Origin of the sequence: Micromonospora sp. NPDC005257 (assembly GCF_042872445.1) — a bacterium.
Taxonomy (GTDB): Bacteria; Actinomycetota; Actinomycetes; order Mycobacteriales; family Micromonosporaceae; genus Micromonospora.
In genome coordinates this window covers 161,248-186,766 of the sequence record NZ_JBIAKL010000007.1, presented here as the reverse complement: position 1 = coordinate 186,766, position 25,519 = coordinate 161,248, and the positions used below count along the sequence as shown (strand labels likewise).

The following is a 25,519-nucleotide window of genomic DNA, read 5'->3' as shown; positions in this document are numbered from 1 at the left end:
TGGGGGCGTGAATGATCGACATATGGGACTGCCCGGGATGACAGACGCCGATGCCGGCTGACCCGAACGGTCAGCCGGCATCGGCGTCCGACCTCAGCCCTTCGCCTGTCGCTGCAGGTCGAGCAGGCTGTTCAGTTCGTTCTGCTGGGTGGCCTTCATGGTGCCGGCCACGCGCACCACCTCGCTGTTGTCGCTCGCCTTGAGGATGGCGTCGGCCATGTGGATGCCGCCGAGGTGATGTTCGATCATGAGGGCCAGAAACTGCCGGTCCACCTCGATGCCCTGCGCCTCGCGCAACTGCTTCATCGCCGCGCTGCTGGCCATGCCTGGCATGAGCCCATCGCGCATCGACGCCCGGCCGTCCGGCATCCAGGACATCGGCGGCTCGGAGCCGGTCGGGCTCAGGCCCCACTCGCGAAGCCACGTCTGCATCGCACCGATCTCACCCTGTTGCCCGGTCGCGATGTCGACGGCGATCTGGCGTACGCCCGGCAGGGTGGCGGACCGGTAGGCGGTGAGGCTCATCTCCACGGCCTGGGAGTGGTGGGTCGTCATGTCCCGGGCGAAGCCGGCTTCGGCGGAGTTGTCCCCGGGCCGGGTGAGCTGTGGGGTGAGGAAACCGCCGGCGTACCCGAGTAGGAGGCCGACCACGAGGGTCACCGTCAGCGCCAGGGCGCCGAAACGACGGGGAACGTGGACGTCCTGGTCGACGTCCGGGGCCGCCGCCGGTTCGACGTCGGTGGTGTCGGTGGCATTCATGCTGACCCCTTACTGAGTCGGCATCTGCGGGCCGAGGTCACGAGGGGTGGTGCCCGTCGCCGTCACGCCCTGGTTGCACAGGGCGGTCGGGCCCTCGACCGAGGCGTTGACCCGCAGATCCTTGATGAACTCGTCGATCCGCTTGTCGTCCGCGTTGTCCACCTTCAGCTGGTAACCCCAGGCCTGGAGGGAGATCGGCTTGTCGAGGCCCTCGTACGGGCTCATCATCATCTTCTCCGTGCCGCGGACCTTGCTGGCCAGTTTCTCGACCTGGTCCTGCGGCAGATCGGTGCGGTAGGTGATCCACACCGCCCCGTGCTCCAGGCTGTGCACCGCGTGCTCGTTGGCGATGGGGGCGTCGTAGACGTCGCCCATGCAGTTCTGCCAGGCGTCGTTGTGCACGCCGCCGACCGGCGGGAGGTACTTGTACTTCAGGGGGCCCGACTGGTGCTTCTCGTACTTCAGGCTCTCGGGGTCCTTGTCGCGGTAGTTCACGAGGCCGTCGATCGCGTCGGCCCGCTTCTGCCAGGGCTGGGCGCCCTGGTAGACCGCCCAGGCGCCGACGCCGATGATGCCCACGGCCAGTACGCCGACCGCGACGAACAGGGCGATCGGGCCCCACGAGCGGCCCTGGCTGACCTTCACCGGGGCGATCGGCTTGCGGCCCTTGCCCCCGGCGCCCTGCCGTGGCGTGCCCTTGCCGCCCTCGGCCTTGCCCGAGCCGGCCTTCGCGGCGGGCTTGTCGGCAGCCGCGGGCCGGCCGGCGGCCGGCTTCTTGCCGGTGCTGACCACGGTGGGACGGCGTTCCGGGCCGCCCGGGGTGCTGATGCTCATCGTGCCTCGTCAGGTCGGTCGGTCAGGGGGAGTGCGGGACCGGTTCACATGCTGGGTCGCCGCCGCGGTGGCCGAGTCTACCCCCGATAACATGGATCAGTGACTCCCGCAGAACTCGCCGAGGTCGTCCTCGCCGCAGCCCACGCCGTCTTCGACGAGCGGGGACTGGACCGCGCCGCGCTGCCCGCGCAGACCACCGTCGAGCGGCCCCGTAATCCCGATCACGGTGACTACGCCTCGACGCTGGCGCTCCAGCTCAGCAAGAAGGTCGGTGTGCCCCCGCGGGAGCTGGCCACCGCGCTGGCCGACGAACTGGCGAAGGCGCCGGGGATCAAGTCGGTGGAGATCGCCGGGCCCGGCTTCCTGAACGTCCGCCTGGACGCGGCCGCCGCCGGCCAGCTCGCCAAGGTCATCGTCGAGGCCGGTCCGGCGTACGGGCGCAGCGACACGCTCGCCGGTCAGCGGATCAACCTGGAGTTCGTCTCGGCGAACCCGACCGGCCCGGTGCACATCGGCGGGGTCCGCTGGGCGGCAGTCGGCGACGCGCTCAGCCGCCTGCTCCGCGCCACCGGCGCCGACGTGGGCACGGAGTACTACTTCAACGACGCCGGCTCCCAGATCGACCGGTTCGCCCGGTCGCTGCTGGCCGCCGCGAAGGGCGAGCCCGCGCCGGAGGACGGCTACGGCGGTGCGTACATCGCGGAGATCGCCGCCGCTGTGGTCCGGCTGCGGCCGGATGTGCTGGACCTCACCGACGACGCCGCCGAGGAGGTGTTCCGGACCGAGGGCGTCCAGCTGATGTTCTCGGAGATCAAGTCCTCCCTGCGCGACTTCGGTGTGGAGTTCGACACCTACTTCAACGAGAAGGACCTGCACGACCGGGGCGCGCTGGACGCCGCGCTGGACCGGCTGCGCGAGCAGGGGCACGTCTTCGAGTCCGAGGGCGCGACCTGGCTGCGCACCACCGAGTTCGGCGACGACAAGGACCGGGTGCTGCGCAAGTCCAACGGCGAGTGGACGTACTTCGCCGCCGACTGCGCGTACTACCTGGACAAGCGGGAGCGCGGCTTCGACCGGGTCGTGATCATGCTGGGCGCCGACCACCACGGCTACATCGGCCGGATGAAGGCGATGTCCGCGTGCTTCGGCGACGACCCGGCGCACAACCTGGAGATCCTCATCGGCCAGCTGGTCAACCTGGTCCGCGACGGCGCCCCGGTGCGGATGAGCAAGCGGGCCGGCACCGTGGTCACGCTGGAGGACCTGGTCGACGCCATCGGCGTGGACGCCGCCCGGTACGCGCTGGCCCGCTACTCGGCGGACTCGCCCATCGACATCGACGTGGAGCTGTGGACCCGGGCCAAGAACGACAACCCGGTCTACTACGTGCAGTACGTCGCGGCGCGTACCGCCGGGGCGGCCCGCAACGCGGCCGAGATCGGGCTGACCCGTGGTGACGCCGCCGCGTTCCAGCCGGAGCTGCTCGGCCACGACAAGGAGAACGAGCTGCTCAAGGCGCTCGCCGAGTTCCCGGCCGTGGTGGCCACCGCCGCCGAACTGCGCGAACCGCACCGGGTGGCGCGCTACCTGGAGGAGAGCGTGGCGCAGGCGTACCACCGGTTCTACGACAACTGCCGGATCGCCCCGCAGGGCGACGAGGAGATCACCGACACCCACCGGGCCCGGCTCTGGCTCAACGACGCCACCCGGGTGGTCATCGCCAACGGCCTGCACCTGCTCGGGGTGTCCGCGCCGGAGCGGATGTAACGGCATGCGGGCTCACGAGGCGGGAGCGCTGCACGGCGAGATCGGCACCAGGGGGCCGGCCTGGCTGCGTACCCCGGTCGACGTCAACGCCCTGGTGCCGCAACTGTGGCCGCGCAACGTGGCGCGCGGCCCCGGCGGCGCGCTGACCGTCGCGGGCGTGGACGTCCGCGACCTGGCCGCCGAGTACGGCACCCCGGCGTACGTGCTCGACGAGGACGACCTGCGGGAGCGCTGCCGCGAGTTCCGGGCGGCCTTCCCGGACGCGGACGTGTACTACGCCGGCAAGGCGTTCCTGTGCCGCGCCGTGGTGCGGATGATCGCCGAGGAGGGCCTGTTCCTCGACGTCTGCACCGGCGGTGAGCTGGCCATCGCGCTGTCGGCCGGGATGGAGCCTGCGCGGATCGGCTTCCACGGGAACAACAAGTCGGTGGCGGAGCTGACCCGGGCGGTGGACGCCGGCGTGGGCCGGATCATCGTCGACTCGTTCGCCGAGATCGACCGGCTCTCCGAGCTGGCCCGCGAACGCGGGGTACGCCCGAAGGTGCTGGTCCGGGTCACCGTCGGCGTGGAGGCGCACACCCACGAGTTCATCGCCACCGCGCACGAGGACCAGAAGTTCGGGTTCTCGCTGGCGGGCGGCGCCGCCGCGGCGGCCGCCTTCAAGATCCTCGACGAGGACGTGCTGGAGCTGCGCGGGCTGCACTCGCACATCGGCTCGCAGATCTTCGACGCCAGCGGCTTCGAGGTGTCCGCCCGCCGGGTGCTCGAGCTCCAGGCGCGGATCCGCGACGCACGGGGCGTGGAGCTGCCCGAGCTCGACCTGGGCGGCGGCTTCGGCATCGCCTACACCACCCAGGACGACCCGGCCTCGCCGCACGAGCTGGCGAAGCGGCTGCGCAAGATCGTCGACGGGGAGTGCGCGGCGGAGAACCTCGCCGTGCCGCACCTGTCCGTCGAGCCGGGCCGCGCGATCGTCGGTCCGGCCGTGTTCACGCTCTACCAGGTCGGGACCGTCAAGTCCGTGCCGTTGGGCGCCGGCGGTGACGCAGCGGAGGGTCGTGCTTATGTCAGCGTGGACGGGGGGATGAGCGACAACATCCGGACCGCCCTCTACGACGCCTCGTACTCGGCCACCCTGGCGAACCGCACGTCGGCCGCGCAGCCGAAGCTCGCCCGCGTGGTGGGAAAGCACTGTGAGTCCGGGGACATCGTGGTGAAGGATGAATTCCTGCCCGGTGACGTGCAGCCCGGAGATCTTGTCGCGGTACCCGGCACCGGGGCCTACTGCCGGAGCATGGCGAGCAACTACAACCATGTCCCGCGGCCCCCGGTTGTCGCCGTCCGCGAAGGTCGGGCGCGGCTGATCGTCCGCCGGGAGACCGAAGACGACCTGCTGGCATTGGATGTGGGATGACCTCACCGGTTCGCTTGGCGCTGCTCGGCTGCGGCACTGTCGGCAGCGACGTGGTCCGGCTGCTGCACGAGCAGTCGGCAGACCTCGCCGCCCGGATCGGCGCCCCGCTGGAGATCGCCGGGATCGCCGTACGCCGGATCGGCCGTGACCGCGGCGACCTGCCGGTCGACCCGGCGCTGTTCACCACCGACGCGCTCGGGCTGATCAAGCGCGACGACGTGGACGTGGTGGTCGAGGTGGTCGGCGGCATCGAGCCGGCCCGGGGCTGGCTGGTCGAGGCGCTGCGCGCGGGCAAGAGCGTGGTCACCGCCAACAAGGCGTTGCTCGCCGAGGACGGCGCGTCACTGCACGACGCCGCCGCCGAGGGCGGGGCCGACCTCTACTACGAGGCGAGCGTCGCCGGGGCCATCCCGCTGCTGCGCCCGCTGCGCGAGTCGCTGCACGGAGACCGGATCACCCGGGTCACCGGCATCGTGAACGGCACCACGAACTTCATCCTCTCCGCCATGGACGCCACCGGCGCCGGGTTCGCCGATGCGCTGGAGGAGGCCACCGAGCTGGGGTACGCGGAGGCCGACCCGACGGCCGACGTGGAGGGCTTCGACGCCGCCGCCAAGGCCGCCATTCTCGCCTCGCTGGCGTTCCACACCCGGGTGACCGCCGCCGACGTGCACCGCGAGGGCATCACCGAGGTGACCGCCGCCGACGTGGCCAGCGCGAAGGCCATGGGCTGCACGATCAAGCTGCTCTGCATCGCGGCCCGGGGCGTCGGCCCGGACGGCCGGGAGACCGTGAACGTTCGGGTGCACCCGGCGATGATCCCGCTGACCCACCCGCTCGCCAGCGTCGGCGACGCGTTCAACGCGGTCTTCGTCGAGGCCGACGCCGCCGGGCAGCTCATGTTCTACGGCCGGGGCGCCGGTGGCGCTCCCACCGCCAGCGCGGTGCTCGGCGACGTGGTGGCGGTGGCCCGCAACCGCCTCGCCGGGGTGCGCGCGGCGAGCGAGTCGGCGTACGCGGACCTGTCGGTGCGGCCGATGGGCGAGGCGCTCACCCGCTACCACATCAGCCTCGACGTGGCCGACCGGCCGGGCGTGCTGGCCGGGGTGGCCAGCGTCTTCGCCCGGCACGAGGTGTCCATCGCCACGGTCCGTCAGGGCCCGGCCGGCGGTGACGCGGAACTCGTTATCGTCACCCACGTCGCGCCCGACGCCGCGCTCGCGGCCACCGTGCGGGAACTGCGCGGACTCGACATCGTCCGGTCGGTGACGAGTGTGCTGCGGGTGGAGGGCGGCGCGTAACCCACGCGTCCCGCCTGATGGTTAGGTCAGGGTGTGCCGGTGACCGGCCGGGCCGGCTGGGTCACGCTGGTGGCAGGCCCCGGTGCGGGGCGACAGAGGCGAGGAGCGCGACATGTGGCGGGGACTGATCGAGGCGTACCGGGATCGGCTGCCGGTCACCGAGGCGACGCCCGTCGTCACCCTGCACGAGGGCAACACCCCGCTGCTGCCGGCGCCGGTGCTCTCCGCCCGGGTCGGTGCGGACGTGTGGCTCAAGGTCGAGGGCGCCAACCCGACCGGCTCGTTCAAGGACCGGGGCATGACGGTCGCGGTCTCCAAGGCCGTCGAGGCCGGTGACAAGGCGATCATCTGCGCCTCCACCGGCAACACCAGCGCCTCTGCCGCCGCGTACGCGGCGCGCGCCGGGATCACCTGCGCGGTGCTGGTGCCGCAGGGCAAGATCGCGCTGGGCAAGCTGGCCCAGGCGCTCGTGCACGGCGCGAAACTGCTCCAGGTGCAGGGCAACTTCGACGACTGCCTCGGGCTCGCCGGCAAGCTCGCCCAGGACTACCCCGTCGCGCTGGTCAACTCCGTCAACATCGACCGGCTGCACGGCCAGAAGACCGCCGCCTTCGAGATCGTCGAGGCGCTCGGCGACGCGCCGGACATCCACTGCCTGCCGGTCGGCAACGCCGGCAACATCACCGCGTACTGGATGGGCTACTCCGAGGACCTGCGTGACGGCAACGCCACGAAGGCCCCCCGGATGTACGGCTTCCAGGCGGCCGGCGCCGCCCCGATCGTCACCGGGCAGGTGGTGCCGGAGCCGTCGACCATCGCCACCGCCATCCGGATCGGCAACCCGGCGAGCTGGACGAAGGCCATCGACGCGCGGGACGCCTCCGACGGCCTGATCTCGGCGGTCACCGACCGGGAGATCCTGTCGGCGTACCGGCTGCTGGCCCGCGAGGTGGGCGTCTTCGTCGAGCTGGGCAGCGCGGCGAGCGTCGCCGGTCTGCTCCAGCAGGCCGACGCCGGCCGGGTGCCGGCCGGATCACGGGTGGTCTGCACGGTCACCGGGCACGGCCTGAAGGACCCGGAGTGGGCCATCTCCACCGCGCCGGCGCCGGTGACCATCGCCAACGACGCGCTGGCCGCCGCGCGTTCCCTCGACCTGGTCTGAGGTCGAGGCGTCGGCGGACGACGTCGGCGGGAGTGTGATCGGCCGGGGCGGATGCCGGGAGTGCCGGGGCGTGCGGCAGACTCAGACGCCCCCGCCGGACACCTCTCCAGGAGTGAGTAACGCCGATGTCGCTGCTCGCCAGATTCAGCCTCGCCAACCGGGGCCTGATCGCCCTCGTCGCGTTGGTGACCACGGCCTTCGGCCTGTTCGCCGTGCCGTCGCTGAAGCAGCAGCTCCTGCCGTCGCTGGAGTTCCCCGCCGCGTTCATCGTGGCGACGTACCCGGGCGCCGCGCCGGAGATCGTGGAATCCCAGGTCGCCGAGCCGATCGAGAAGGGCCTCCAGGGCATCCCCGGCCTGGACAAGGTCACCTCCACCTCGCGCGAGGGCGCGGTCACGGTCCAGGTGCAGTACGAGTTCGGCACCGACCTGGACGACGTCGTGAACAAGATGGAGACCGCGCTCAACCGGATCGACTCCCAGCTCCCCGAGGGCGTCGACCCGCAGGTGATCGCCGGTAGCACCGACGACCTGCCCGCCCTGGTGGTCGCCGCGACCGGCGACGGCGACGAGCGGGCGCTGGCGGAGAAGCTGCGCAGCGCCGTCGTACCGGAGCTGGAGGCGCTGGACGGGGTCCGCTCGGTGGACGTCACCGGTGCCCGGGACCAGGTCGTGACGATCACGCCGGATCCGGCGAAGCTGGCCGCCGCCAAGGTGGCGCCGACCGCCATCGCCTCGGCGCTCAAGAGCAACGGCGTGGCCGTGCCGGCGGGCGCGCTCGCCGACGGCGACCGGTCGCTGCCGGTGCAGGTCGGCACCCCCATCCGCACGCTCGACGACCTGCGCGGCATCGTGCTGACCACCGCTCCCGCCGCCCCGGTACGCCTCGGCGACGTGGCGGCGGTGGAGCAGCGGCTCGCCCCGGCCACCTCGCTGACCCGTACCAACGGCAAGCCCAGCCTGGGCATCGCGGTGACCGCCGCCCCGGACGGCAACGCGGTGGAGATCTCGCACGACATCCGGGACCGGCTGGACGAGCTGGGTGACGCCGCGGGCGCCGAGCTGACAGTGGTCTTCGACCAGGCGCCGTTCGTCGAGCGGTCCATCGAGAGCCTGACCACCGAGGGCCTGCTGGGCCTGGTCATGGCGGTCGTGGTGATCCTGGTGTTCCTGCTGTCGGTGCGTTCCACGGTGGTCACCGCGGTGTCCATCCCGCTGTCCGTGCTGGTCGCGCTGATCGTGCTCTGGTCCGGCGACTACTCGCTGAACCTGCTCACCCTCGGCGCGCTGACCATCGCCGTCGGGCGGGTGGTGGACGACTCCATCGTGGTGCTGGAGAACATCAAACGCCACCTGGAGTACGGCGAGCCGAAGCGGGACGCCATCCTGACCGCGGTCCGCGAGGTGGCCGGCGCGGTGACCGCGTCCACGCTCACCACTGTCGCCGTGTTCGCGCCGATCGCCCTGGTGGGCGGCTTCGTCGGGCAGTTGTTCGCCCCGTTCGCGATCACCGTGACGGTGGCGCTGCTCGCCTCGCTGCTGGTGTCGCTGACCGTCATCCCGGTGCTGGCGTACTGGTTCCTGCGGCCGCGCGCCGGTGCCGACGCCGCCGCCCGGCGGGCCGCCGAGGAGAAGGAGCTGCGCAACCCGTTGCAGCGGGCGTACCTGCCGGTGATCGACTTCGCGACCCGCTCGCGGAAGACCCGCTGGGCCACCGTCGGCCTCGGCCTGCTCGTGCTGCTGGGCACGTTCGGCCTGGCGCAGAAGCTGGAGACGAACTTCCTGGACGACTCCGGCCAGGACACGCTCGCCATCCGGCAGGAGATGCCGGCCGGGACCTCGCTCGCCGGCACCGACCGGGCCGCCGCGCGGGTCGAGGAGGTGCTGCGGCGTACCTCCGGGGTGGAGACCTACCAGGTCAGCGCCGGTGGTGGGGACAACCCGTTCGCTGGCGGCGGCAGCGACCGGGCCACCTGGTCGCTGTCGCTGTCCGACGACACCGACGCCGCGACGGTACGGCAGGCTCTGCGCAAGGAGTTCGACGCGCTCGGCCCGGAGGTGGGCGAGTTGACGTTCGGCGGCGGGCAGAACGCCTCCGCCAGCCAGGTCGAGGTGGTGGTGCAGGCCGCCGACCAGGAGACGCTGACCCGGGCGGCCGAGGCGGCACGGGGCGCGCTGGCCGGCACGCCGGGCGTGGAGGACGTGACCACCAGCCTGGCCACCCAGGTGCCGCGCGTCGAGGTGACAGTGGACCGGCTGGCCGCGGCCCGCGCGGGTCTCACCGAGGCGGCCGTCGGGCAGCTCGTCGCGCAGACGTACCGGGGTGCGCCGCTCGGGCAGGTGACGCTGGACGGGACCGCGCAGACCGTGGTGCTGAGCAGCGGCGCCCGGCCGCCGCTCACCGTCGGGGAACTGCGGGCGCTGCGGGTCGGCGCGGTGCCGCTGGACGCGATCGCCGACGTCAACCAGGTCGACGGCCCGCAGCAGGTGACCCGGATCGACGGGGAGCGCAGCGTCTCGGTCACCGGCACGGCGACCGGCTCGAACCTCGGCGCCACCACGCAGGAGCTGCAGAAGCGGCTGGACGCGCTGGACGTGCCGGGCGCCACGTACGTGATCGGCGGCGTCAGCGCGGACCAGGCCGACGCGTTCGCGGATCTCGGTCTCGCGGTGCTGGCCGCCATCGCGATCGTCTTCCTGATCATGGTGGCCACGTTCCGCAGCCTGACCCAGGCGCTGATCCTGCTGATCTCGGTGCCGTTCGCCGCGACCGGCGCGATCGGGCTGCTGCTGGTCACCGGCACACCGCTGGGCGTGCCGGCGCTGATCGGCGTGCTCATGCTCGTCGGCATCGTGGTGACGAACGCGATCGTGCTGCTGGACCTGATCAACCAGTACCGGGCACAGGGCATGGGCGTGACCGAGGCGGTGGTCGAGGGCGGCCGGCGCCGGTTGCGGCCGATTCTGATGACCGCGGTGGCCACCATCTTCGCGTTGCTGCCGATGGCGCTCGGGCTGACCGGCGAGGGCGGCTTCATCTCCAAGCCGCTCGCGATCGTGGTGATCGGCGGCCTGCTCAGCTCGACGCTGCTGACGCTGGTGCTGGTCCCGACGCTCTACACCATGGTCGAGCACACAAAGGGCTCGTTGCGGGCCCGGCGCCGGGGCGGCGCTCCCGAGCCGGTCGAACTCCAGCCGGATCCGGTGCCGGTGCCGGCCGGCGGGGCCGAGGAACGGTCCGAGGAGCGGTCCAGGGTCGCGCCGCCGCCGGCCCGCCCGTCGGGCGCGCTGGTCGACGGCACTGATCAGTTCGAGGTGCTGCGCCTGCCCAAGAGCCGCAGCTCGCCGCTTCCGCCGACTGAGTGACGGGCCGGGACGGGGCCCGTGGGCCCCTCCCGGCGCCTCGGCGCGCGGGACACACCGCAGTGACATCGAGCGGTACGCTCAGTGAACTTTTGCACACTTTCGGTTCGGGGGCGTGATGGCGGGGGGCATAGGCCGGTGGGATCGGCGGAGCCTGCTGCGCCGCTCCGCGCTGTTGCTCGGCGGTGCGACGATCGGCTCCGCCGCGACGGCCGAGAGCACCTGGGTGGCCGACCGCCGGCTCCCGATCGCGGGCGGGCCGGCCAGCACCACTGTCGGCAACCGCCACCAGGAGGTCGGCGCCGGCGGGGTGCAGGTGGTCTGGGGGGTACGCACCGAGGAGCGCCTGGTGGCGCTCACCTTCGACGACGGCCCCCGCCCACAGTGGACCCCGATGGCGCTCGACACGCTCGCCGAGCACCGGGTGCCGGCCACCTTCTTCCTGGTCGGTGAGCGGGCCCGCGAGCACGCCGCGCTGCTGCGGGGCCGGATGGACGCGCACGAGGTCGGCAACCACAGCTGGGCGCACCGCGACCTGGCCCGGATGGACGCCGCAACCGTCTACGACGACCTGCGCCGCAGCCACGACGCGATCACCGCGGCCACCGGGTCGGCGCCCCGGCTGCTCCGCCCGCCCTGGGGGCACCTCGGTGGTTCGGTGCTGTACGCGTCGGCCCGGCTGGGCTACCGCGTGGTGCTCTGGACGCTCCAGATGGTCGAGGGCGCCTTCCCGCACGACCCGGCCGGGCACGCCCGGCGGATCGTCGCCGACATGCGCCCCGGCACGATCCTGCTCGCCCACGACGTGGGCAACGACTCACGGCTGGTGGCGCTTCGCGGCCTGCCCGACATCATCGACGGGCTTCGGGCCCGGGGATACACCTTCGTCACGGTCTCCGACCTGCTGCGCCGCGCTGCCGCGCCGGGGGCGGCCCGGTAGGGTGCCCCGCGTGTCGCCCACCCTCTCGGTAGTCGTCCGCAACCGCGACTTCCGCCATCTGTTCCTCGCCGAGCTGGTGGTCTTCGGCGCGGACTGGTTCGTCATGGTGCCGCTGCTGGTGCTGCTGCCCGACCTGACCGGCAGCGGCGTCTGGGGCGCGCTGGTGCTGGCGGTGGACACCGGCACGACCGCGTTGCTGCTCCCGTACGCCGGGACCGTCGCCGACCGGTTCGACCGCCGCACGGTGATGATGGTGGCGAACGTGGGCGCGCTCGCCGGTGTGCTGCTGCTGCTCGGCGTGCGCAGCGCCGGTACGGCCTGGCTGGCGCTGGCGGCGATCGCGCTGGTGGCGGTGGCGAAGGCGTTCTACTCGCCCGCCGCCCAGGCCGCGCTGCCCAACGTGGTCGACCCGGAGGACCTGGCGGCGGGCAACGCGGTCGCCGGCTCGGCCTGGGGCACGATGACAGTGGTCGGCGCCTCGCTGGGCGGCATCCTGAGCGCCGCCGCCGGCGCGTACGTCAGCTTCTGGGTGGCGGCCGTCGGCCTGGTCGCCGCCGCGGGCCTGGCCGCGCTGATCCGCCGGCCGTTGCAGGCGCCACGGGACCCGGCGGCGGCGGTGCCGCGCACCTGGGCGGCGATCCGGGAGGCGCTGCGCTACATCGCCCACCGCCCGCGGGTGCTGGCGCTGGTGACCGTCAAGTCGGCGGTCGGCCTGGGCAACGGCGTGCTCACCGTCTTCCCGCTGCTCGCCGGGGTGTACGGGGTCGGCGCGGTCGGCGCCGGCCTGCTCTTCGCCGCCCGTGGCGCCGGGGCCCTGGTCGGCCCGATCATGATGCGCCGGGTGCTGAGCAACCGGGCCTGGCTGCTCACCGGCCTGGCGCTGTCCATGTCGATGTACGGCCTGGCCTACCTGGGCGCCTCCATGGTCACCTGGTTCCCGCTGGTGCTGGTCCTGGTCTTCCTGGCCCACCTGGGCGGCGGCAGCAACTGGGTGCTGTCCAACTACGCGTTGCAGGGCGAGGTGCCGGACCGGCTGCGCGGCCGGGTCTTCGCCACCGACATGATGCTGGCGACGCTCGCCATCGCGGTGAGCCAGCTGGTGGTGGCGCTCGTCGTGGACCGGGTGGACGAGCGCACCGTGCTCGCCGGCTGTGGCCTGGTCACAGTCCTGTACGCGATCGGCTGGCGGTTCGCCACCCGGCGGCTCTCGCTCACCGACCCGGTCGACGTGCCGACACCGGAGCGCACCGGGTGACGCGCCGGTCCCACGGTCCGGGCGGTCCGGCCGGGCGGTCGCTGTGACGTCCTAGCATGAGCCGGTGCCGATCACATTCACCTCCGGCCCGGTACGGGTCCGGGTGCCCGCGACCAGCGCCAACCTGGGCCCCGGCTTCGACGCGCTCGGGCTGGCCCTCGGCCGCCACGACGACGTCACTGCCGAGGTGACGGACGGCGGCGTACGGGTGTCGGTCACCGGCGAGGGCGCCGGCGAGCTGCCGTCGGACGAGCGGCACCTGATCGTCACCGCCATGCGGGCCACCTTCGACGCGCTCGGCGCGCAGCCGGCCGGCTTGGCACTGGAGTGCGTCAACCGCATCCCGCAGGCCCGCGGGCTCGGCTCGTCGTCGGCGGCGATCGTGGCCGGGGTGCTGGCGGCCCGCGCGCTGGTAACCGACGGCGAGCGGCGGATGGACGACGGCGCCGCGCTGCGGCTGGCGGCCGAGCTGGAGGGGCATCCGGACAACGTCGCGCCCTGCCTGCTCGGCGGCTTCACGATCGCCTGGACGGAACCGGGCGGGGCGCGGGCGGTCTCGCTGCCGGTGGCGGCGGCCGTGCGCCCGACCGTGTTCGTGCCCGCCGAGCGGGGCCTGACCTCGGTGGCCCGGGCGGCGCTGCCGGCCACCGTGCCGCACGCCGACGCGGCGTCGAACGCCGGCCGGGCGGCCCTGCTGGTGCACGCGCTCACCACCGACCCCGCGCTGCTGCTGCCCGCCACCGTCGACCGGCTGCACCAGGACCAGCGGGCCCCGGGGATGCCCGCCTCGGCGGCGCTCGTCGCCGCGCTGCGTGCGGCGGGTGTGGCGGCTGTGGTCAGTGGGGCGGGGCCGACCGTGTTGGCGCTCTCCCAGGTCTCAGCGGGCTTTCAGGCGGGAACAGATTGGCGGCGCTGGGAGTTGCCGATAGATGTCAGCGGTGCCCGGGTCATCCGGGGTAGACTTTGACACGCCGAGCGGGGCCCTGTTGCCGCAGGTCGGACAAGGCGATTACGCTCTAGACCTAGCACAGCCGCGAAGCATGCGATCTTCCTGCGGTTCGGCGCACCCCCGAAGCTCTCGGCGGTAGCCCGTCACCCCTGCTCAAGGCCCACGCCGCGCCGCAGTTTCCACAGGTCGCCGCAGACGGCGAGACCTGCTCACCGACGGTGGTGAGTCGGGAAACCACCGGCTGCTGTGTCACAGACTCCCGCGACGCGTCATGCGAGGCGGGTGCACCGAGGCCGCCCGGCCACCTGGTTCCACGACCCCGGGCAGCCCGGCCTATCGAGGGAAGGAATCCATTGAGCGACACCACCGACGTGACGTCGGATGTTTCCAACGTCGCTGGCGATGCCACCACCGCCGCCGCCCCCACGCGTCGCCGGCGTAGCGGCACCGGTCTGTCGGCGATGCTGCTTCCGGAGCTGCAGAGCCTGGCCGCGTCGCTCGGCATCTCTGGCACCGCTCGCATGCGCAAGGGCGAGCTGATCAGTGCCATCACCGAGCGGCAGCAGGGCGGCGCCGCGGCCGGAACCCCTCGACCGCGAGCCGAGGTGGCGGCAGCGGCCGCGCCCGCCCGTGAGGAGGTGCACGCGGAGGTCCGTGAGGAGCGGGCCGAGGCACGCCCCGCCGAGCAGGCGCCGGCCGCCGAGGTGACCGAGGGCCGTACCCGTGGTCGCCGTAGCCGGACCGCCGCCGCGACCACCGAGGCCCGACCGGCCGAGACGCCGGCTGCCGAGGCGCGGCCGGCCGAGACGCGGCCGGCCGAGACGACGCGCGCCGACGAGGCGCCCGCCGAGACCGGCGAGCGGGCCGAGCGTGGCGGTGACCGGGCCGAGCGCGGTGAGCGTAACGAGGGCCGGGGCCGTGAGCGGGCCGAGCGCGGTGGCGAGCGGGCCGAGCGTGGCGGTGACCGGGCCGAGCGTGGCGGCGACCGCAACGAGCGTGGCGGCGACCGCAACGACCGTGGTGATCGCGGCGAGCGGGCCGAGCGCAGCGACCGCAACGAGCGCGGCGACCGTGGCGAGCGGGCCGAGCGGGCCGAGCGCAGCGACCGTAACGACCGTGGCGAGCGCAACGACCGTGGCGACCGCAACGACCGGGGTGACCGCAACGACCGTGGCGACCGCAACGACCGGGGTGACCGCAACGACCGAGGCCAGCGCGCCGAGCGGGACAACGACGGCGACGACGACGAGGCCGGCGGCCGGCGCGGCCGGCGCAGCCGGTTCCGGGACCGCCGTCGCGGCCGTGGCGAGCGGGGCGAGGTCGGCGACAGCGGCAGCGGTCGCGAGCCGCAGGTCGGCGAGGACGATGTGCTCGTCCCGGTCGCCGGCATCATCGACGTGCTCGACAACTACGCCTTCGTCCGGACCACCGGCTACCTGGCCGGCCCGAACGACGTGTACGTCTCGATGTCCCAGATCAAGAAGTACGGCCTGCGCCGCGGTGACGCGATCACCGGCGCCGTGCGGGCCGCGCGGGACGGCGAGCAGCGGCGCGACAAGTACAACCCGCTGGTCCGGCTGGACACCATCAACGGGATGGAGCCGGACGAGGCGAAGCGCCGGCCGGAGTTCTACAAGCTCACCCCGCTCTACCCGCAGGAGCGGCTGCGGCTGGAGACCGAGCCGCACATCCTGACTACCCGGGTGATCGACCTGGTGATGCCGATCGGCAAGGGCCAGCGGGCGCTCATCCAGTCGCCGCCCAAGGCGGGTAAGACGATGGTGTTGCAGGCGATCGCGAACGCGATCACCCGCAACAACCCGGAGTGCCACCTGATGGTGGTGCTGGTGGACGAGCGGCCCGAAGAGGTCACCGACATGCAGCGGTCGATCAAGGGCGAGGTCATCGCGGCCACGTTCGACCGGCCGCCGCAGGACCACACCACGGTGGCCGAGCTGGCGATCGAGCGGGCGAAGCGGCTGGTCGAGCTGGGGCACGACGTGGTCGTGCTGCTCGACTCGGTGACCCGGCTCGGTCGGTCGTACAACCTGGCGGCGCCGGCCAGCGGCCGGATCATGTCGGGTGGTATCGACTCCACCGCGCTGTACCCGCCGAAGCGCTTCCTCGGTGCCGCTCGCAACATCGAGAACGGCGGCTCGCTGACCATCATCGCCACGGCGCTGGTGGAGACCGGTTCGATGGCGGACACGGTCATCTTCGAGGAGTTCAAGGGCACGGGTAACGCCGAGCTGAAGCTCGACCGGAAGATCGCCGACAAGCGCGTCTTCCCGGCGATCGACATCAACCCCACCGGTACGCGTAAGGAAGAGGTCCTGCTCGCGCCGGAGGAGTTGGCGATCATCCACAAGCTCCGCAAGGTGCTGCACTCGCTGGACTCGCAGGCGGCGCTCGACCTCCTGCTGGACCGGCTCAAGCAGTCCCGCACCAACATCGAGTTCCTGATGCAGATCGCGAAGTCCACCCCGGGCGAGTGAGCTGACGGATCCGACGAACGAGGGGCACGGCCACGCGGCCGTGCCCCTCGTCGCGTTCACGGCCGGTGTGTTGAAGTTTTTCTACGGTTAAGCCGCGAGGTATTGAAACTTCTGTTCACCATCGGGTTGACTGTCGTCCATGCGAACCCGCAGTCGACCCGCCCACCTCGCCGGCGTCCTGCTGCTGACGCCGTTGCTGACCCTCACCGCGCCGGCGCCGTCCGCCGCCGGGCCGTCGGCTGTCGGCCCGCCGGCAGCCACCGCCGCCGAGGACGCGCCACGCGCCTCGTCCCGGCCCGACTCCGCCGTCGCGCTCGCCGGTGTCGAACCGGCCGGCGGCCTGGATACCGCCAAGACCACCCGGCCGGTCGCGCCCGGTCTCGACCTGACCTCCTTCGACAGGTACGACGCGGCCGGCTGGTTGCGCGCCGACGCCCTCACCGCCGACCTGGCCGGCGGGCTGACAGTGGACTACGTGAACTCCGGCGAGGTCACCAGGGACGAGCCGCTGCGCGCCGCGGCGGACCGGTCCCGCGCCGTCGCGGCGGTGAACGGCGACTTCTTCGACATCAACAACTCCGGGGCCGCCCAGGGCGTCGGCGTCCGCTCCGGTGAGCTGGTGCAGTCGCCGGTCGCCGGGCACCCCAACGCGGTCGGGATCAGCGCTCAGGGCGTCGGCCGGGTGGTCCAGGTCGGCTTCGAGGGCACCGCCACGCTGCCCGCCGGGCCGGTGTCGCTCACCCAGTTCAACAACATGGTGCAGCGCGACGGCGTGGGTGTGTTCACCCCGCTCTGGGGCTCGTACACCCGCAAGCGGGCGGTCGAGGACGCGGCCCGGACGGTCGAGGTGACGGTGACCGGCGGCCGGGTGGCGAGCGTGGCCACCACGGCGGGCGAGGGGCCGATCCCGGCCGGCAGCACCGTGCTGCTCGGCCGCGAGGCCGGCGCCGACGCGCTCGCCGCGCTGCGTCCCGGCGACACGGTGGACCTGACCTGGCGGCCGCGCGCCTCCGACGGCGGTGACCTGCGCGCGGCAGTGGGCGGCGGCAACGTGCTGGTCCGCGACGGCGTGGTGCAGAGCATCGCCGACGAGTCGCTGGCCCCGCGTACCGCTGTCGGCTTCTCCGCCGACGGCCGCAAGATGATCATGTTGACGGTGGACGGGCGGCAGGTGGACAGCCGCGGCGTCACCCAGACCGAGATGGGCCGCATGATGGCCGAGCTGGGCGCCGCGAACGCGCTCAACCTCGACGGCGGCGGCTCCTCCACGCTGCTCGCCCGGGAGCCGGGCGCGGCGGCGGTCCAGGTGGAGAACAGCCCGTCCGACGGCAGCGAGCGGCCGGTGCCGAACGGGCTCGCCGTCTATGCGCCGAAGGGCAGCGGCCGGCTCACCGGCTACTGGCTGGAGGCCGCCAGCGACCCGACCGCCGCGCCCGGCGTCGCGCCGGTGCGTGGCGGCCGGCCGGACCGGGTCTTCCCCGGCCTCACCCGCCGGCTCACCGCCGCCGGATACGACGAGACGTACGGTCCGGCCGCGGGCGAGCCGCGCTGGCACGCCACGCACGGCCTGGTGGACGGCGACGGCGTGTTCCGCGCCGTCGTCCCCGGACGCAGCACCGTCACGGCCACGCGGGGACGCGCCCGGGGCGCCATCGAGCTGACGGTGCTCGGCCCGCTCGCGCGCATCGACGGCACCGTCGACCGGGTCGGCCTGGACCGGGCCGGTGACAGCGGCCTGTTCGGCGTGGTCGGCTTCGACGCCGAGGGCAACACCGCGCCGATCGAGCCGGCCGACCTGAAGCTGGAGTACGACAGCGACCTGCTCTCCGTCACCCCCACCGCCGACGGCAACCTCTCCGTCAAGGCGCTGGCCGCGACCGGTTCGGCGCTCGTCACCGCCCGGGTCGGCAACCGCAGCACGGTCCTGCCGGTGACCGTCGGGCTCACCGACGTGCCGGTGGCCGGGTTCGACGACGCCGCGTCCTGGAAGTTCAGCCAGGCCCGCGCCGCCGGGTCGGTCGCACCGGCCGAGGGGCACACCGGCACTGGGCTGCGGATGTCGTACGACTTCAGCCAGTCCACCGGCACCCGGGCCGCGTACGCCGACCCGCCCGCCTGGATCGACGTACCCGGCCAGCCGCAGGCGTTCGGGATGTGGATCAAGGCGAACGGCACCGGCGAGTGGCCCAGCCTGCACCTGCACGACGCGCAGGACACCCAGTTCGTGCTGCGCGGGCCCTACCTGGACTGGACCGGCTGGAAGTACGTCGAGTTCGCCGTACCGCCCGGCGTGCAGTACCCGGTGCGGGTGCGCCGGTTCTACGTGGCCGAGACCGACCCGGCCAAGCAGTACCGCAGCGAGGTGGTGATCGACGATCTGGTGGCCCGGGTGCCGCCGGACGTGCAGGCGCCGCCGGAGCCGAACCGCACCGACCGGGTGGTGGTGCGCGACGGCACGGTGGACGGGGCGCCCTGGCGCTTCGCGGTGCTCTCCGACGCCCAGTTCGTCGCCGCGAACCCGGACAGCGACCTGGTCGCCCAGGCCCGCCGTACGCTGCGCGAGGTCCGCGCCGCCCGGCCGGACTTCCTGATCATCAACGGCGACTTCGTGGACACCGCCTACCCGGCGGACTTCGCCCTGGCCAAGCGCATCCTGGACGAGGAACTGGGCGGCGAGGTGCCGTACCACTACGTGCCGGGCAACCACGAGATCATGGGCGCGCCGATCGACAACTTCCGCAGTGTCTTCGGCGACACCTCACGCGTCTTCGACCACCGGGGCACCCGGTTCCTCACGCTGAGCACCGCCACCGGATCGCTGCGCGGCGGCGGGTTCGACCAGGTGGAGCTGCTGCGCCGGACGCTCGACCAGGCGGCCGCCGACCGCTCGGTGGGTTCGGTGGCGGTGTTCTTCCACCACCCACCGCGCGATCCCAGCCCCGCCAAGGCCAGCCAGCTCGGCGACCGCAAGGAGGCGGCACTCGTGGAGCAGTGGCTGGCCGACTTCCAGCACCGCACGGGCAAGGGCGCCCTGATGGTCAACGGCCACGTCGGCACGTTCCACGCCGACCGGGTGGACGGCGTGCCGTACGTGATCAACGGCAACTCGGGCAAGGACCCGTCCACCCCGGCCGCGCTCGGCGGGTTCACCGGCTGGACCGAGTTCGGCGTGGACCCGGTGACGCCGGGGGAGGCCGAACGGGCCCGCCGTGACCCGCTGGCCGAGGGGCCGACGTGGGTGGCGGCGGAGACGCACGCGCACGTCGACCGGCTCGCCCTGACCGCGCCCGCCGAGGTGCGCCGGGGGACGCCGGTGGAGGTCACGGCCACGCTCACCCAGCCGGGTGGGCGGCAGGTGCCGGTGGCCGCGCCGGTGAGCGCCGACTGGTCCGGGTCACCGAACCTGCACGTCGGTGGCGCCCTGGGCGTACGGCCGTGGCACGTGGCCTGGTTCGACCCGGCCACCGGCAAGCTCACCGCGTTGCGCGCGGGTGCCCAGGTGCTGCTGGCGGTCACTGTGAACGGCGTGAAGGCCGAGGCGACGGTGACCACCGCCGCCGCCGCGGTCCACGCCCCCGCCGCCTGACCCCGGGCCGGGGCTCCGCACCTGGGGGACGGAGCCCCGGCCCTCCCGCCTCCCGGCCCGCCCGGCCGGGTGGCGGTCAACGTCATGATCGTCGGGCTCAGGGCTCGGGCTCGGGTGGGGGGCGAGAGTCGGGTGGGGGAGTGGGCGGGGTGGGGGTGGGAATGCTGAGCGGTGGGCCGGCGTTGGAGGTGGCGGACCTCCTGTGCCGGGTGGAAGACGCCCGTGGCAGACTGGTCAATCGGCCACCGGTTCCGGTTCACGCCCGAGCCCGTCGTGACGACGGGAAGCACCGACGGCGACCCGGCGACCACCGACGAAAGGACCGAGGCGACATGAAGCCCAACATCCACCCGGAGTACGCGACCACCGAGGTCCGCTGCTCCTGCGGCAGCTCCTTCACGACCCGCAGCACCGCCAAGGGCGGCGCGATCAGCGTCGAGACCTGCAGCGCCTGCCACCCGTTCTACACCGGTAAGCAGCGCGTGCTGGACACCGCCGGCCGGGTCGCGAAGTTCCAGCAGAAGTACGCCAAGGTTCAGGCCAAGAAGGCCAAGTAGCTCCGTCGACGACGCCCGTGTCCGGCTCCTGCCGGGCACGGGCGTTCGTCCGTTTGCGCCGCCTTCATCCCAAGGAGCATCCGCAGCATGAGCAGTGAGCGCCTGGCCGCCCTCCTCGACGAGTACGCCGAGCTGGAGCGGCGGCTGGCCGACCCGGCCATCCACGCCGACCAGGGCACCGCACGGCGGGTCGGCCGTCGGTACGCCGAACTGGTGCCGCTGCACAAGGCGGCCGGCGAGCTGGAGCAGGCCCGCGCCGACCTGGCCGCCGCCCGGGAGCTGGTTGCCGAGGACGCGTCGTTCGCCACCGAGGCGGACGCCATCGCCGCCTCCCTGCCGGCCCTTGAGGAACGGCTCGCGGAACTGCTCATCCCGCGCGACCCGCACGACGCCAAGGACGTGATCGTCGAGATCAAGGCCGGTGAGGGCGGCGAGGAGTCCGCGCTGTTCGCCGGGGACCTGCTGCGGATGTACACCAGGTACGCCGAGCGGCACGGCTGGGTCACCGAGGTGATCGACGCGCAGGACTCCGACCTCGGCGGCGTCAAGGACGTCTCGCTGGCGATCAAGAGCAAGGGTGTGCCCGAGGGCGGCAACGGCGTCTGGTCCCGGCTCAAGTGGGAGGGCGGCGTGCACCGGGTGCAGCGCGTACCGGTCACCGAGTCGCAGGGCCGCATCCACACCAGCGCCGCCGGGGTGCTGGTGCTGCCCGAGGCGGAGGATGTGGACGTCACCATCGACCCGAACGAGCTGCGCATCGACGTGTTCCGCTCGTCCGGCCCCGGTGGGCAGTCGGTGAACACCACCGACTCGGCGGTCCGCATCACCCACGTGCCGACCGGCATCGTGGTCTCCTGTCAGAACGAGAAGTCGCAGTTGCAGAACCGGGAGCAGGCCATGCGCATCCTGCGCGCCCGGCTGCTCGCCGCCGCCCAGGAACAGGCGGACGCGGCGGCGTCGGACGCCCGTAAGGCGCAGATCCGCACCGTGGACCGGTCCGAGCGGATCCGCACCTACAACTTCCCGCAGAACCGGATCACCGACCACCGTATCGGCTACACCGCGTACAACCTGGACCTGGCCCTGGCCGGCGAGCTGGACGGGGTGCTCGACGCGCTGGCCGAGGCGGACCGCGCGGCCCGGTTGGCCGGCGAGACCGAGCTGTCCCGCCGCTGACCGCACGCGGTCGCCGCCAGGGCCTCGCCGTCCGCGCGAGGCCGGCGTGCGATCCGCGCGGGTCGCGGCGTCCGCGCGGAGGGCCGCAGGAGCGGCACGGCCTCAGCTCGCCCGCAACCGCGCCTTGGCGCGCAGCATCTCCCGGTCGGCCAGCTCGAACGCGGTGCCGAGCGCCTCCCGGACGCTCACCGTGGTGCTGCCGTCGACCTCGGCGAAGCCGATGGTCACCCCGACCGGCGTGCCCGGCACCAGGGACTCCCAGTCCTCGGTGTGGACGGCCGCCTCGATCCGGCGGGCCACCTCGACCGCCTCCGACATGACCGTGTCGGGCAGCACCACCACGAACTCGTCGCCGCCGTAGCGGGCCACGAAGTCGCCCCGCCGCATCACCCGGTTGATCACCCCGGCCACCCGTTGCAGCACCAGGTCACCGGAGTGGTGGCCGTGGCGGGTGTTCACCGCCTTGAACCCGTCGAGGTCGCAGACGCCGATCACGACCCGCTCGCCCCGGGACACCACGGCGCCCAGGTAGCGCTCCAGCCGGCGCCGGTTGGGCAGGCCGGTGAGCGGGTCGGTGAGCGCCTCGCCCTCGTACCGGGCCGCCTCGCGGCGCATCTCCTCGTGGTCGATCCGGGCGGCGATGCCGTCGATGTAGACGTCCCGCAGCCGGTCGCTGCGCTGTGCCGCCAGCCGGAACGCGTGCCGGTCGGCCCGGTGCGCGCCCGCGTGGTCACCGGCCCGGGCCAGCGCCACGCTGCGCAGCCGGGGCGCCTCGGCCGCGCCGAGCGTCTCGGCGGAGACCCGGAGCGAGTCCAGCCGGGTGACCGCCTCGATCGGGCGGCCGTCGGCCACCGCGAGGCAGACCTGACCGAGCTGGCGCAGGTCGCGGGCGCGGGCGCTGTCGGCGCCGTGGCCGAGCAGCCGGTTCGGGTCGGCGTCTCCGGCGGACTCCACCCGGTCGCCGAGCGCGGCCCGGCGGGCGGCGGCGTAGCCGTACGCGGCCAGGCTGCTCGGGCGCAGGTTGCCGGCCCGCCCGCCGCGCAGGAACCGGGCCAGGTCGCCGGCCACGTCGCGCAGTACCCGCAGGCAGCCGTCGCTGTCGCCGTTGTGGTCGAGCGCCACCGCGTTGCGCAGCCGGATGCCCGGCGCGGCGAACGTCTCCTCCGGGATGCCGGCGCTCAGCCCGACCTCCCGGGCGCGCTCGATCGCGCCGAGAGCGTGGCCGTGGAAGCTGAGGTACGAGTACGCCATCGCCAGGTCGTGCCAGCCCCAGGCGGTGTCCCGGTCCGGGGTGTCGTCGGCGCCGAGCGCGCGGGCGGCCCGGACCAGGTGCGTCACGCACCTGTCGAGTGCGCCCTGGTGGTGGGCGGCGAGCGCGGCCAGCGCGTGGAGGTGCCCGTGCAGGTAGGGCTCGGCCAGATCGCGTACGGCGGCGGAGGCGTCCTCGATGGCCCGGGTGAACTCCGCGGTCCGGCCGAGGTTGATCAACGCGGACAGGCGTTGCACGAGCGCGTCGGCGCGGGCGTACGGATCGGCTGTGGTGCGGATGACGCGGTCGAGCAGGGCGCACGCCTCCGCGGACCGGCTGGCTTCCTGGAGGGACCGAGCGCGTCGGAGAGCGTCAACCTGGTCCTCGACCTGGTCGAGCCAGCCCACTCGCGACCTCCCTGCGGTGTGTGCCCGGACGCACCCGTTCGTGAGGTGGGCCGCGACGCCTCATGATTATTGCGTGACAGCACTCCCGCAACACCCGTCCGAAGGGACAGAACGCGAACGTCCGTCGCTGGTGATCAACCGGGTGGCGCGTGCGCTCGCCGCGGCGGGCGTCGAGGCGCCCCGCGCCGAGGCCGAGCAGCTGGCCGCGTACGTCCTCGACGTGCCGCGGGGCCGGCTGGCGCTCGCCGACGGCTTCACTCCGGCGCAGCGTGACCGCCTGGACGAGCTGGTCGGGCGGCGGGTGACCCGGGAGCCGTTGCAGCACCTGCTCGGCCGGGCCGGTTTCCGGCACCTGGAGCTGGCGGTCGGGCCGGGCGTCTTCGTGCCCCGTCCGGAGACCGAGCTGCTGGCCGGCTGGGGGATCGAGCGGGCCCGGGAGCACGCCGCGCCGCTCGTGGTCGACCTGTGCAGCGGTTCCGGCGCGATCGCCCTCGCCGTCGCGCAGGAGGTGCCCGCGGCCCGGGTGGTGGCGGTGGAGCGGTCCCCGGCCGCGCTGGCCTGGCTGCGGCGCAACGCGGCGGACCGGGCCGCCGCCGGGGACCGGCCGGTCGAGGTGGTGGCCGCCGACGTGACCGACCCGGAGCTGCTGGCCGGCCTGGCCGGGCGGGTCGACGTGCTGCTCTGCAACCCGCCGTACGTGCCGAGGTCGGTGACGGTGCCGCCGGAGGTGGCCGGGCACGACCCGGACGAGGCCGTGTTCGGGGGCGCGGACGGGCTGGACGTGATCCGCCCGGTGGTACGCCGGGCCGCCGCGCTGCTGCGCCAGGGCGGCGTGATCGGCGTCGAGCACGACGACACGCACGCCGAGGAGGTGCCGGCGCTGCTGCGCGGTGACGGCCGCTACGACCGGGTCGAGGAGCACCGGGACCTGGCCGGGCGGCCCCGCTGGGCGAGCGCGTCCCGGCGGGCGGACGGCACCCACCCCGACCCCGGCCGGGCGTGGCAGACTGACTCCTCGTGATGCTCTACGACTGTCGGTCGCTCGCCGACCGGGACCGCGGCATCGCCGCTGCCATCGAGGCCGTCAAGAACGGGGAACTCGTCGTCCTGCCGACCGACACGGTCTACGGCGTCGGGGCGGACGCCTTCACCCCGTACGCGGTGAAGGCCCTGGCGGACACCAAGGGGGGCGCCCGGCAGGCGCCCCCGGTGCTCATCGGCTCCCGGCACACGCTCGACGGCCTGGTCTTCTCGCTGCCCGGCGTGGCCCGCGACCTGGTCGAGGCGTTCTGGCCGGGTGCGCTGACCATCGTGGTGGAGCACTCGCCGAGCCTGGCCTGGGACCTGGGCGACAACAGCGGCACGGTGGCGGTGCGGATGCCGCTGCACCCGGTGGCGCTGGAGGTGCTGCGGGAGACCGGGCCGATGGCGGTCGCGTCGGCGAACAAGGTCGGTCAGCCGGCCGCACTCACCGCCGAGGAGGCGCGCGACCAGCTCGGCTACGGCGTCCGGGCGTACCTGGAGGCCGGGCCGGCGGTCGACCCCGTGCCGAGCACCATCGTCGACCTGACCGGCGACGTGCCGCGGGTGCTGCGCCAAGGCGCGGTGACGCTGGCGAAGCTGCGGGAGGTCGTGCCGGACATCCTCGACGAGCGGGGGATCTGAGTGCCGCCCTTCACCGTCCTGCACGTCTGCATGGGCAACATCTGCCGGTCGCCGATGGCCGAGCGGCTGCTGCTGCTCGCGGTCCGGGAGCGACTGGCCCGCCTCGACGTCGACCCGGCCGGGTCGGACGCGCTGGTGCACAGCCACAGCGCCGGCACCGGCGGCTGGCACGCGGGGGAGGAGATGAACCCGCCCGCCGCCCGGCAGGTGGCCTCGCGCGGTGGTGACACCGAGGGGTTCGCCGCCCGGCGGCTGCGCTCCGACCTGATCGACGCCGCCGACCTGGTGCTCACCGCCACGGCCGACCAGCAGGAGTACGTGGTGGCGTTGCGGCCGGACGCCGCCGCGCGCACGTTCGTCCTCGGTGAGTTCGGCCGCCTGCTCGGCGGGCTGGACCGTTCTGCCCTGCCGCCGGCCGAGCCGACGCCGGACGCGGTCCACGCGCGCGGCATCGCCCTCGTCGCGGCCGCCGACGCGGTCCGGCAGAACGCCTCCGCGCTGCCCACCGACGATCTGGACGACCCGTGGGGCCGGGGCGACCAGTGCTTCAGCCGGGTCGCGGACGAGATCGAGGAGACGGTGCAGCCGCTGGCTGCCGTCCTGCTGCCCTGATCGCGGTTCATCCTTTCCCGCGAACTTTC

The 25,519-nt window shown here is 73.5% G+C and carries 18 protein-coding genes; 15 read left to right on the top strand and 3 right to left on the bottom strand.

Translation table 11 applies throughout. The annotated features are described in order from the left end of the window. Positions 1-93: 93 nt before the first annotated feature. Both ACFYO8_RS16970 and ACFYO8_RS16965 read right to left on the bottom strand, forming a co-directional pair. A complete protein-coding gene (locus tag ACFYO8_RS16970) occupies positions 94-759 on the bottom strand; it encodes a DUF305 domain-containing protein (RefSeq protein ID WP_354871369.1) in 666 nt (221 codons plus the stop codon). A 9-nt stretch (positions 760-768) separates the two neighbouring features. Next, positions 769-1,593: a DUF3105 domain-containing protein gene (locus tag ACFYO8_RS16965; RefSeq protein ID WP_354871367.1), complete on the bottom strand. Its 825-nt coding sequence runs from the start codon at positions 1,591-1,593 to the stop codon at positions 769-771. Between the two features lie 99 nt (positions 1,594-1,692). On the opposite strand from ACFYO8_RS16965, the gene argS reads away from it, so the two are divergent. The 12 genes from argS to prfA all read left to right on the top strand — a co-directional run bounded on the left by argS (position 1,693) and on the right by prfA (position 21,557). Further along, the gene (gene argS / locus ACFYO8_RS16960) at positions 1,693-3,360 is read left to right on the top strand and encodes an arginine--tRNA ligase (RefSeq protein ID WP_354871364.1); all 1,668 of its coding nucleotides are present in this window, start codon (positions 1,693-1,695) and stop codon (positions 3,358-3,360) included. Positions 3,361-3,364: 4 nt separating this feature from the next. Next, a complete protein-coding gene (gene lysA, locus ACFYO8_RS16955) occupies positions 3,365-4,774 on the top strand; it encodes a diaminopimelate decarboxylase (protein ID WP_354871362.1) in 1,410 nt (469 codons plus the stop codon). Next, positions 4,771-6,075 carry a homoserine dehydrogenase gene (locus tag ACFYO8_RS16950; RefSeq protein ID WP_354871359.1) on the top strand — a complete coding sequence of 435 codons (1,305 nt, stop codon included), beginning with the start codon at positions 4,771-4,773 and terminating at the stop codon, positions 6,073-6,075. The genes lysA and ACFYO8_RS16950 overlap by 4 nt, the downstream gene beginning before the upstream one ends. A gap of 112 nt (positions 6,076-6,187) precedes the next feature. Further along, on the top strand, positions 6,188-7,237 hold the full coding sequence (gene thrC / locus ACFYO8_RS16945) for a threonine synthase (protein ID WP_354871357.1): 1,050 nt from the start codon (positions 6,188-6,190) through the stop codon (positions 7,235-7,237). 125 nt (positions 7,238-7,362) lie between these two features. Beyond that, entirely contained in the window at positions 7,363-10,602 is a 3,240-nt protein-coding gene (locus ACFYO8_RS16940) for an efflux RND transporter permease subunit (protein ID WP_354871355.1), read from the top strand. Between the two features lie 115 nt (positions 10,603-10,717). Further along, positions 10,718-11,539, top strand: a complete 822-nt coding sequence (locus ACFYO8_RS16935) for a polysaccharide deacetylase family protein (RefSeq protein WP_354871353.1) — start codon at positions 10,718-10,720, stop codon at positions 11,537-11,539. Positions 11,540-11,549: 10 nt separating this feature from the next. Next, a complete protein-coding gene (locus ACFYO8_RS16930; protein ID WP_354871350.1) occupies positions 11,550-12,794 on the top strand; it encodes an MFS transporter in 1,245 nt (414 codons plus the stop codon). Positions 12,795-12,858: 64 nt separating this feature from the next. After that, entirely contained in the window at positions 12,859-13,761 is a 903-nt protein-coding gene (gene thrB, locus ACFYO8_RS16925) for a homoserine kinase (RefSeq protein ID WP_354871347.1), read from the top strand. Between the two features lie 335 nt (positions 13,762-14,096). Then, positions 14,097-16,238 (top strand): transcription termination factor Rho, encoded by a 2,142-nt coding sequence (gene rho / locus ACFYO8_RS16920; protein WP_387257316.1) that lies wholly within the window; start codon positions 14,097-14,099, stop codon positions 16,236-16,238. Positions 16,239-16,377: 139 nt separating this feature from the next. After that, positions 16,378-19,824, top strand: a complete 3,447-nt coding sequence (locus tag ACFYO8_RS16915; RefSeq protein WP_355094752.1) for a phosphodiester glycosidase family protein — start codon at positions 16,378-16,380, stop codon at positions 19,822-19,824. A gap of 332 nt (positions 19,825-20,156) precedes the next feature. Continuing rightward, a complete protein-coding gene (gene rpmE / locus ACFYO8_RS16910) occupies positions 20,157-20,381 on the top strand; it encodes a 50S ribosomal protein L31 (protein WP_354871341.1) in 225 nt (74 codons plus the stop codon). 87 nt (positions 20,382-20,468) lie between these two features. Beyond that, on the top strand, positions 20,469-21,557 hold the full coding sequence (gene prfA / locus ACFYO8_RS16905) for a peptide chain release factor 1 (RefSeq protein WP_354871338.1): 1,089 nt from the start codon (positions 20,469-20,471) through the stop codon (positions 21,555-21,557). A 102-nt stretch (positions 21,558-21,659) separates the two neighbouring features. On the opposite strand, the gene ACFYO8_RS16900 is transcribed toward prfA, so the two are convergent. Beyond that, on the bottom strand, positions 21,660-23,213 hold the full coding sequence (locus tag ACFYO8_RS16900) for a GGDEF domain-containing protein (RefSeq protein WP_354871335.1): 1,554 nt from the start codon (positions 23,211-23,213) through the stop codon (positions 21,660-21,662). A 73-nt stretch (positions 23,214-23,286) separates the two neighbouring features. Between ACFYO8_RS16900 and prmC the strand changes: the two genes are divergently transcribed. Genes prmC through ACFYO8_RS16885 form a run of 3 tightly spaced genes read left to right on the top strand, consistent with a single transcriptional unit; the run spans position 23,287 to position 25,490 of the window. Then, a complete protein-coding gene (gene prmC / locus ACFYO8_RS16895; RefSeq protein WP_354871332.1) occupies positions 23,287-24,234 on the top strand; it encodes a peptide chain release factor N(5)-glutamine methyltransferase in 948 nt (315 codons plus the stop codon). Continuing rightward, the gene (locus ACFYO8_RS16890) at positions 24,234-24,878 is read left to right on the top strand and encodes an L-threonylcarbamoyladenylate synthase (protein ID WP_387188193.1); all 645 of its coding nucleotides are present in this window, start codon (positions 24,234-24,236) and stop codon (positions 24,876-24,878) included. Before prmC ends, ACFYO8_RS16890 begins: the two co-directional genes overlap by 1 nt. Next, positions 24,879-25,490, top strand: coding sequence for a phosphotyrosine protein phosphatase (locus ACFYO8_RS16885; RefSeq protein WP_354871329.1), 612 nt, complete (start codon positions 24,879-24,881; stop codon positions 25,488-25,490). The last annotated feature ends 29 nt before the right edge of the window (positions 25,491-25,519 follow it).

Excerpts from the sequence above, each read along its gene's own strand:
- ACFYO8_RS16890 (WP_387188193.1), top strand. The coding sequence starts at position 24,234 with ATGCTCTACGACTGTCGGTCGCTCGCCGACCGGGACCGCGGCATCGCC.
- ACFYO8_RS16965 (WP_354871367.1), bottom strand. The coding sequence starts at position 1,593 with ATGAGCATCAGCACCCCGGGCGGCCCGGAACGCCGTCCCACCGTGGTC.
- rpmE (WP_354871341.1), top strand. The coding sequence starts at position 20,157 with ATGAAGCCCAACATCCACCCGGAGTACGCGACCACCGAGGTCCGCTGC.
- lysA (WP_354871362.1), top strand. The coding sequence starts at position 3,365 with ATGCGGGCTCACGAGGCGGGAGCGCTGCACGGCGAGATCGGCACCAGG.
- ACFYO8_RS16950 (WP_354871359.1), top strand. The coding sequence starts at position 4,771 with ATGACCTCACCGGTTCGCTTGGCGCTGCTCGGCTGCGGCACTGTCGGC.
- ACFYO8_RS16915 (WP_355094752.1), top strand. The coding sequence starts at position 16,378 with ATGCGAACCCGCAGTCGACCCGCCCACCTCGCCGGCGTCCTGCTGCTG.
- thrC (WP_354871357.1), top strand. The coding sequence starts at position 6,188 with ATGTGGCGGGGACTGATCGAGGCGTACCGGGATCGGCTGCCGGTCACC.
- ACFYO8_RS16970 (WP_354871369.1), bottom strand. The coding sequence starts at position 759 with ATGAATGCCACCGACACCACCGACGTCGAACCGGCGGCGGCCCCGGAC.
- ACFYO8_RS16935 (WP_354871353.1), top strand. The coding sequence starts at position 10,718 with ATGGCGGGGGGCATAGGCCGGTGGGATCGGCGGAGCCTGCTGCGCCGC.
- prfA (WP_354871338.1), top strand. The coding sequence starts at position 20,469 with ATGAGCAGTGAGCGCCTGGCCGCCCTCCTCGACGAGTACGCCGAGCTG.
- ACFYO8_RS16940 (WP_354871355.1), top strand. The coding sequence starts at position 7,363 with ATGTCGCTGCTCGCCAGATTCAGCCTCGCCAACCGGGGCCTGATCGCC.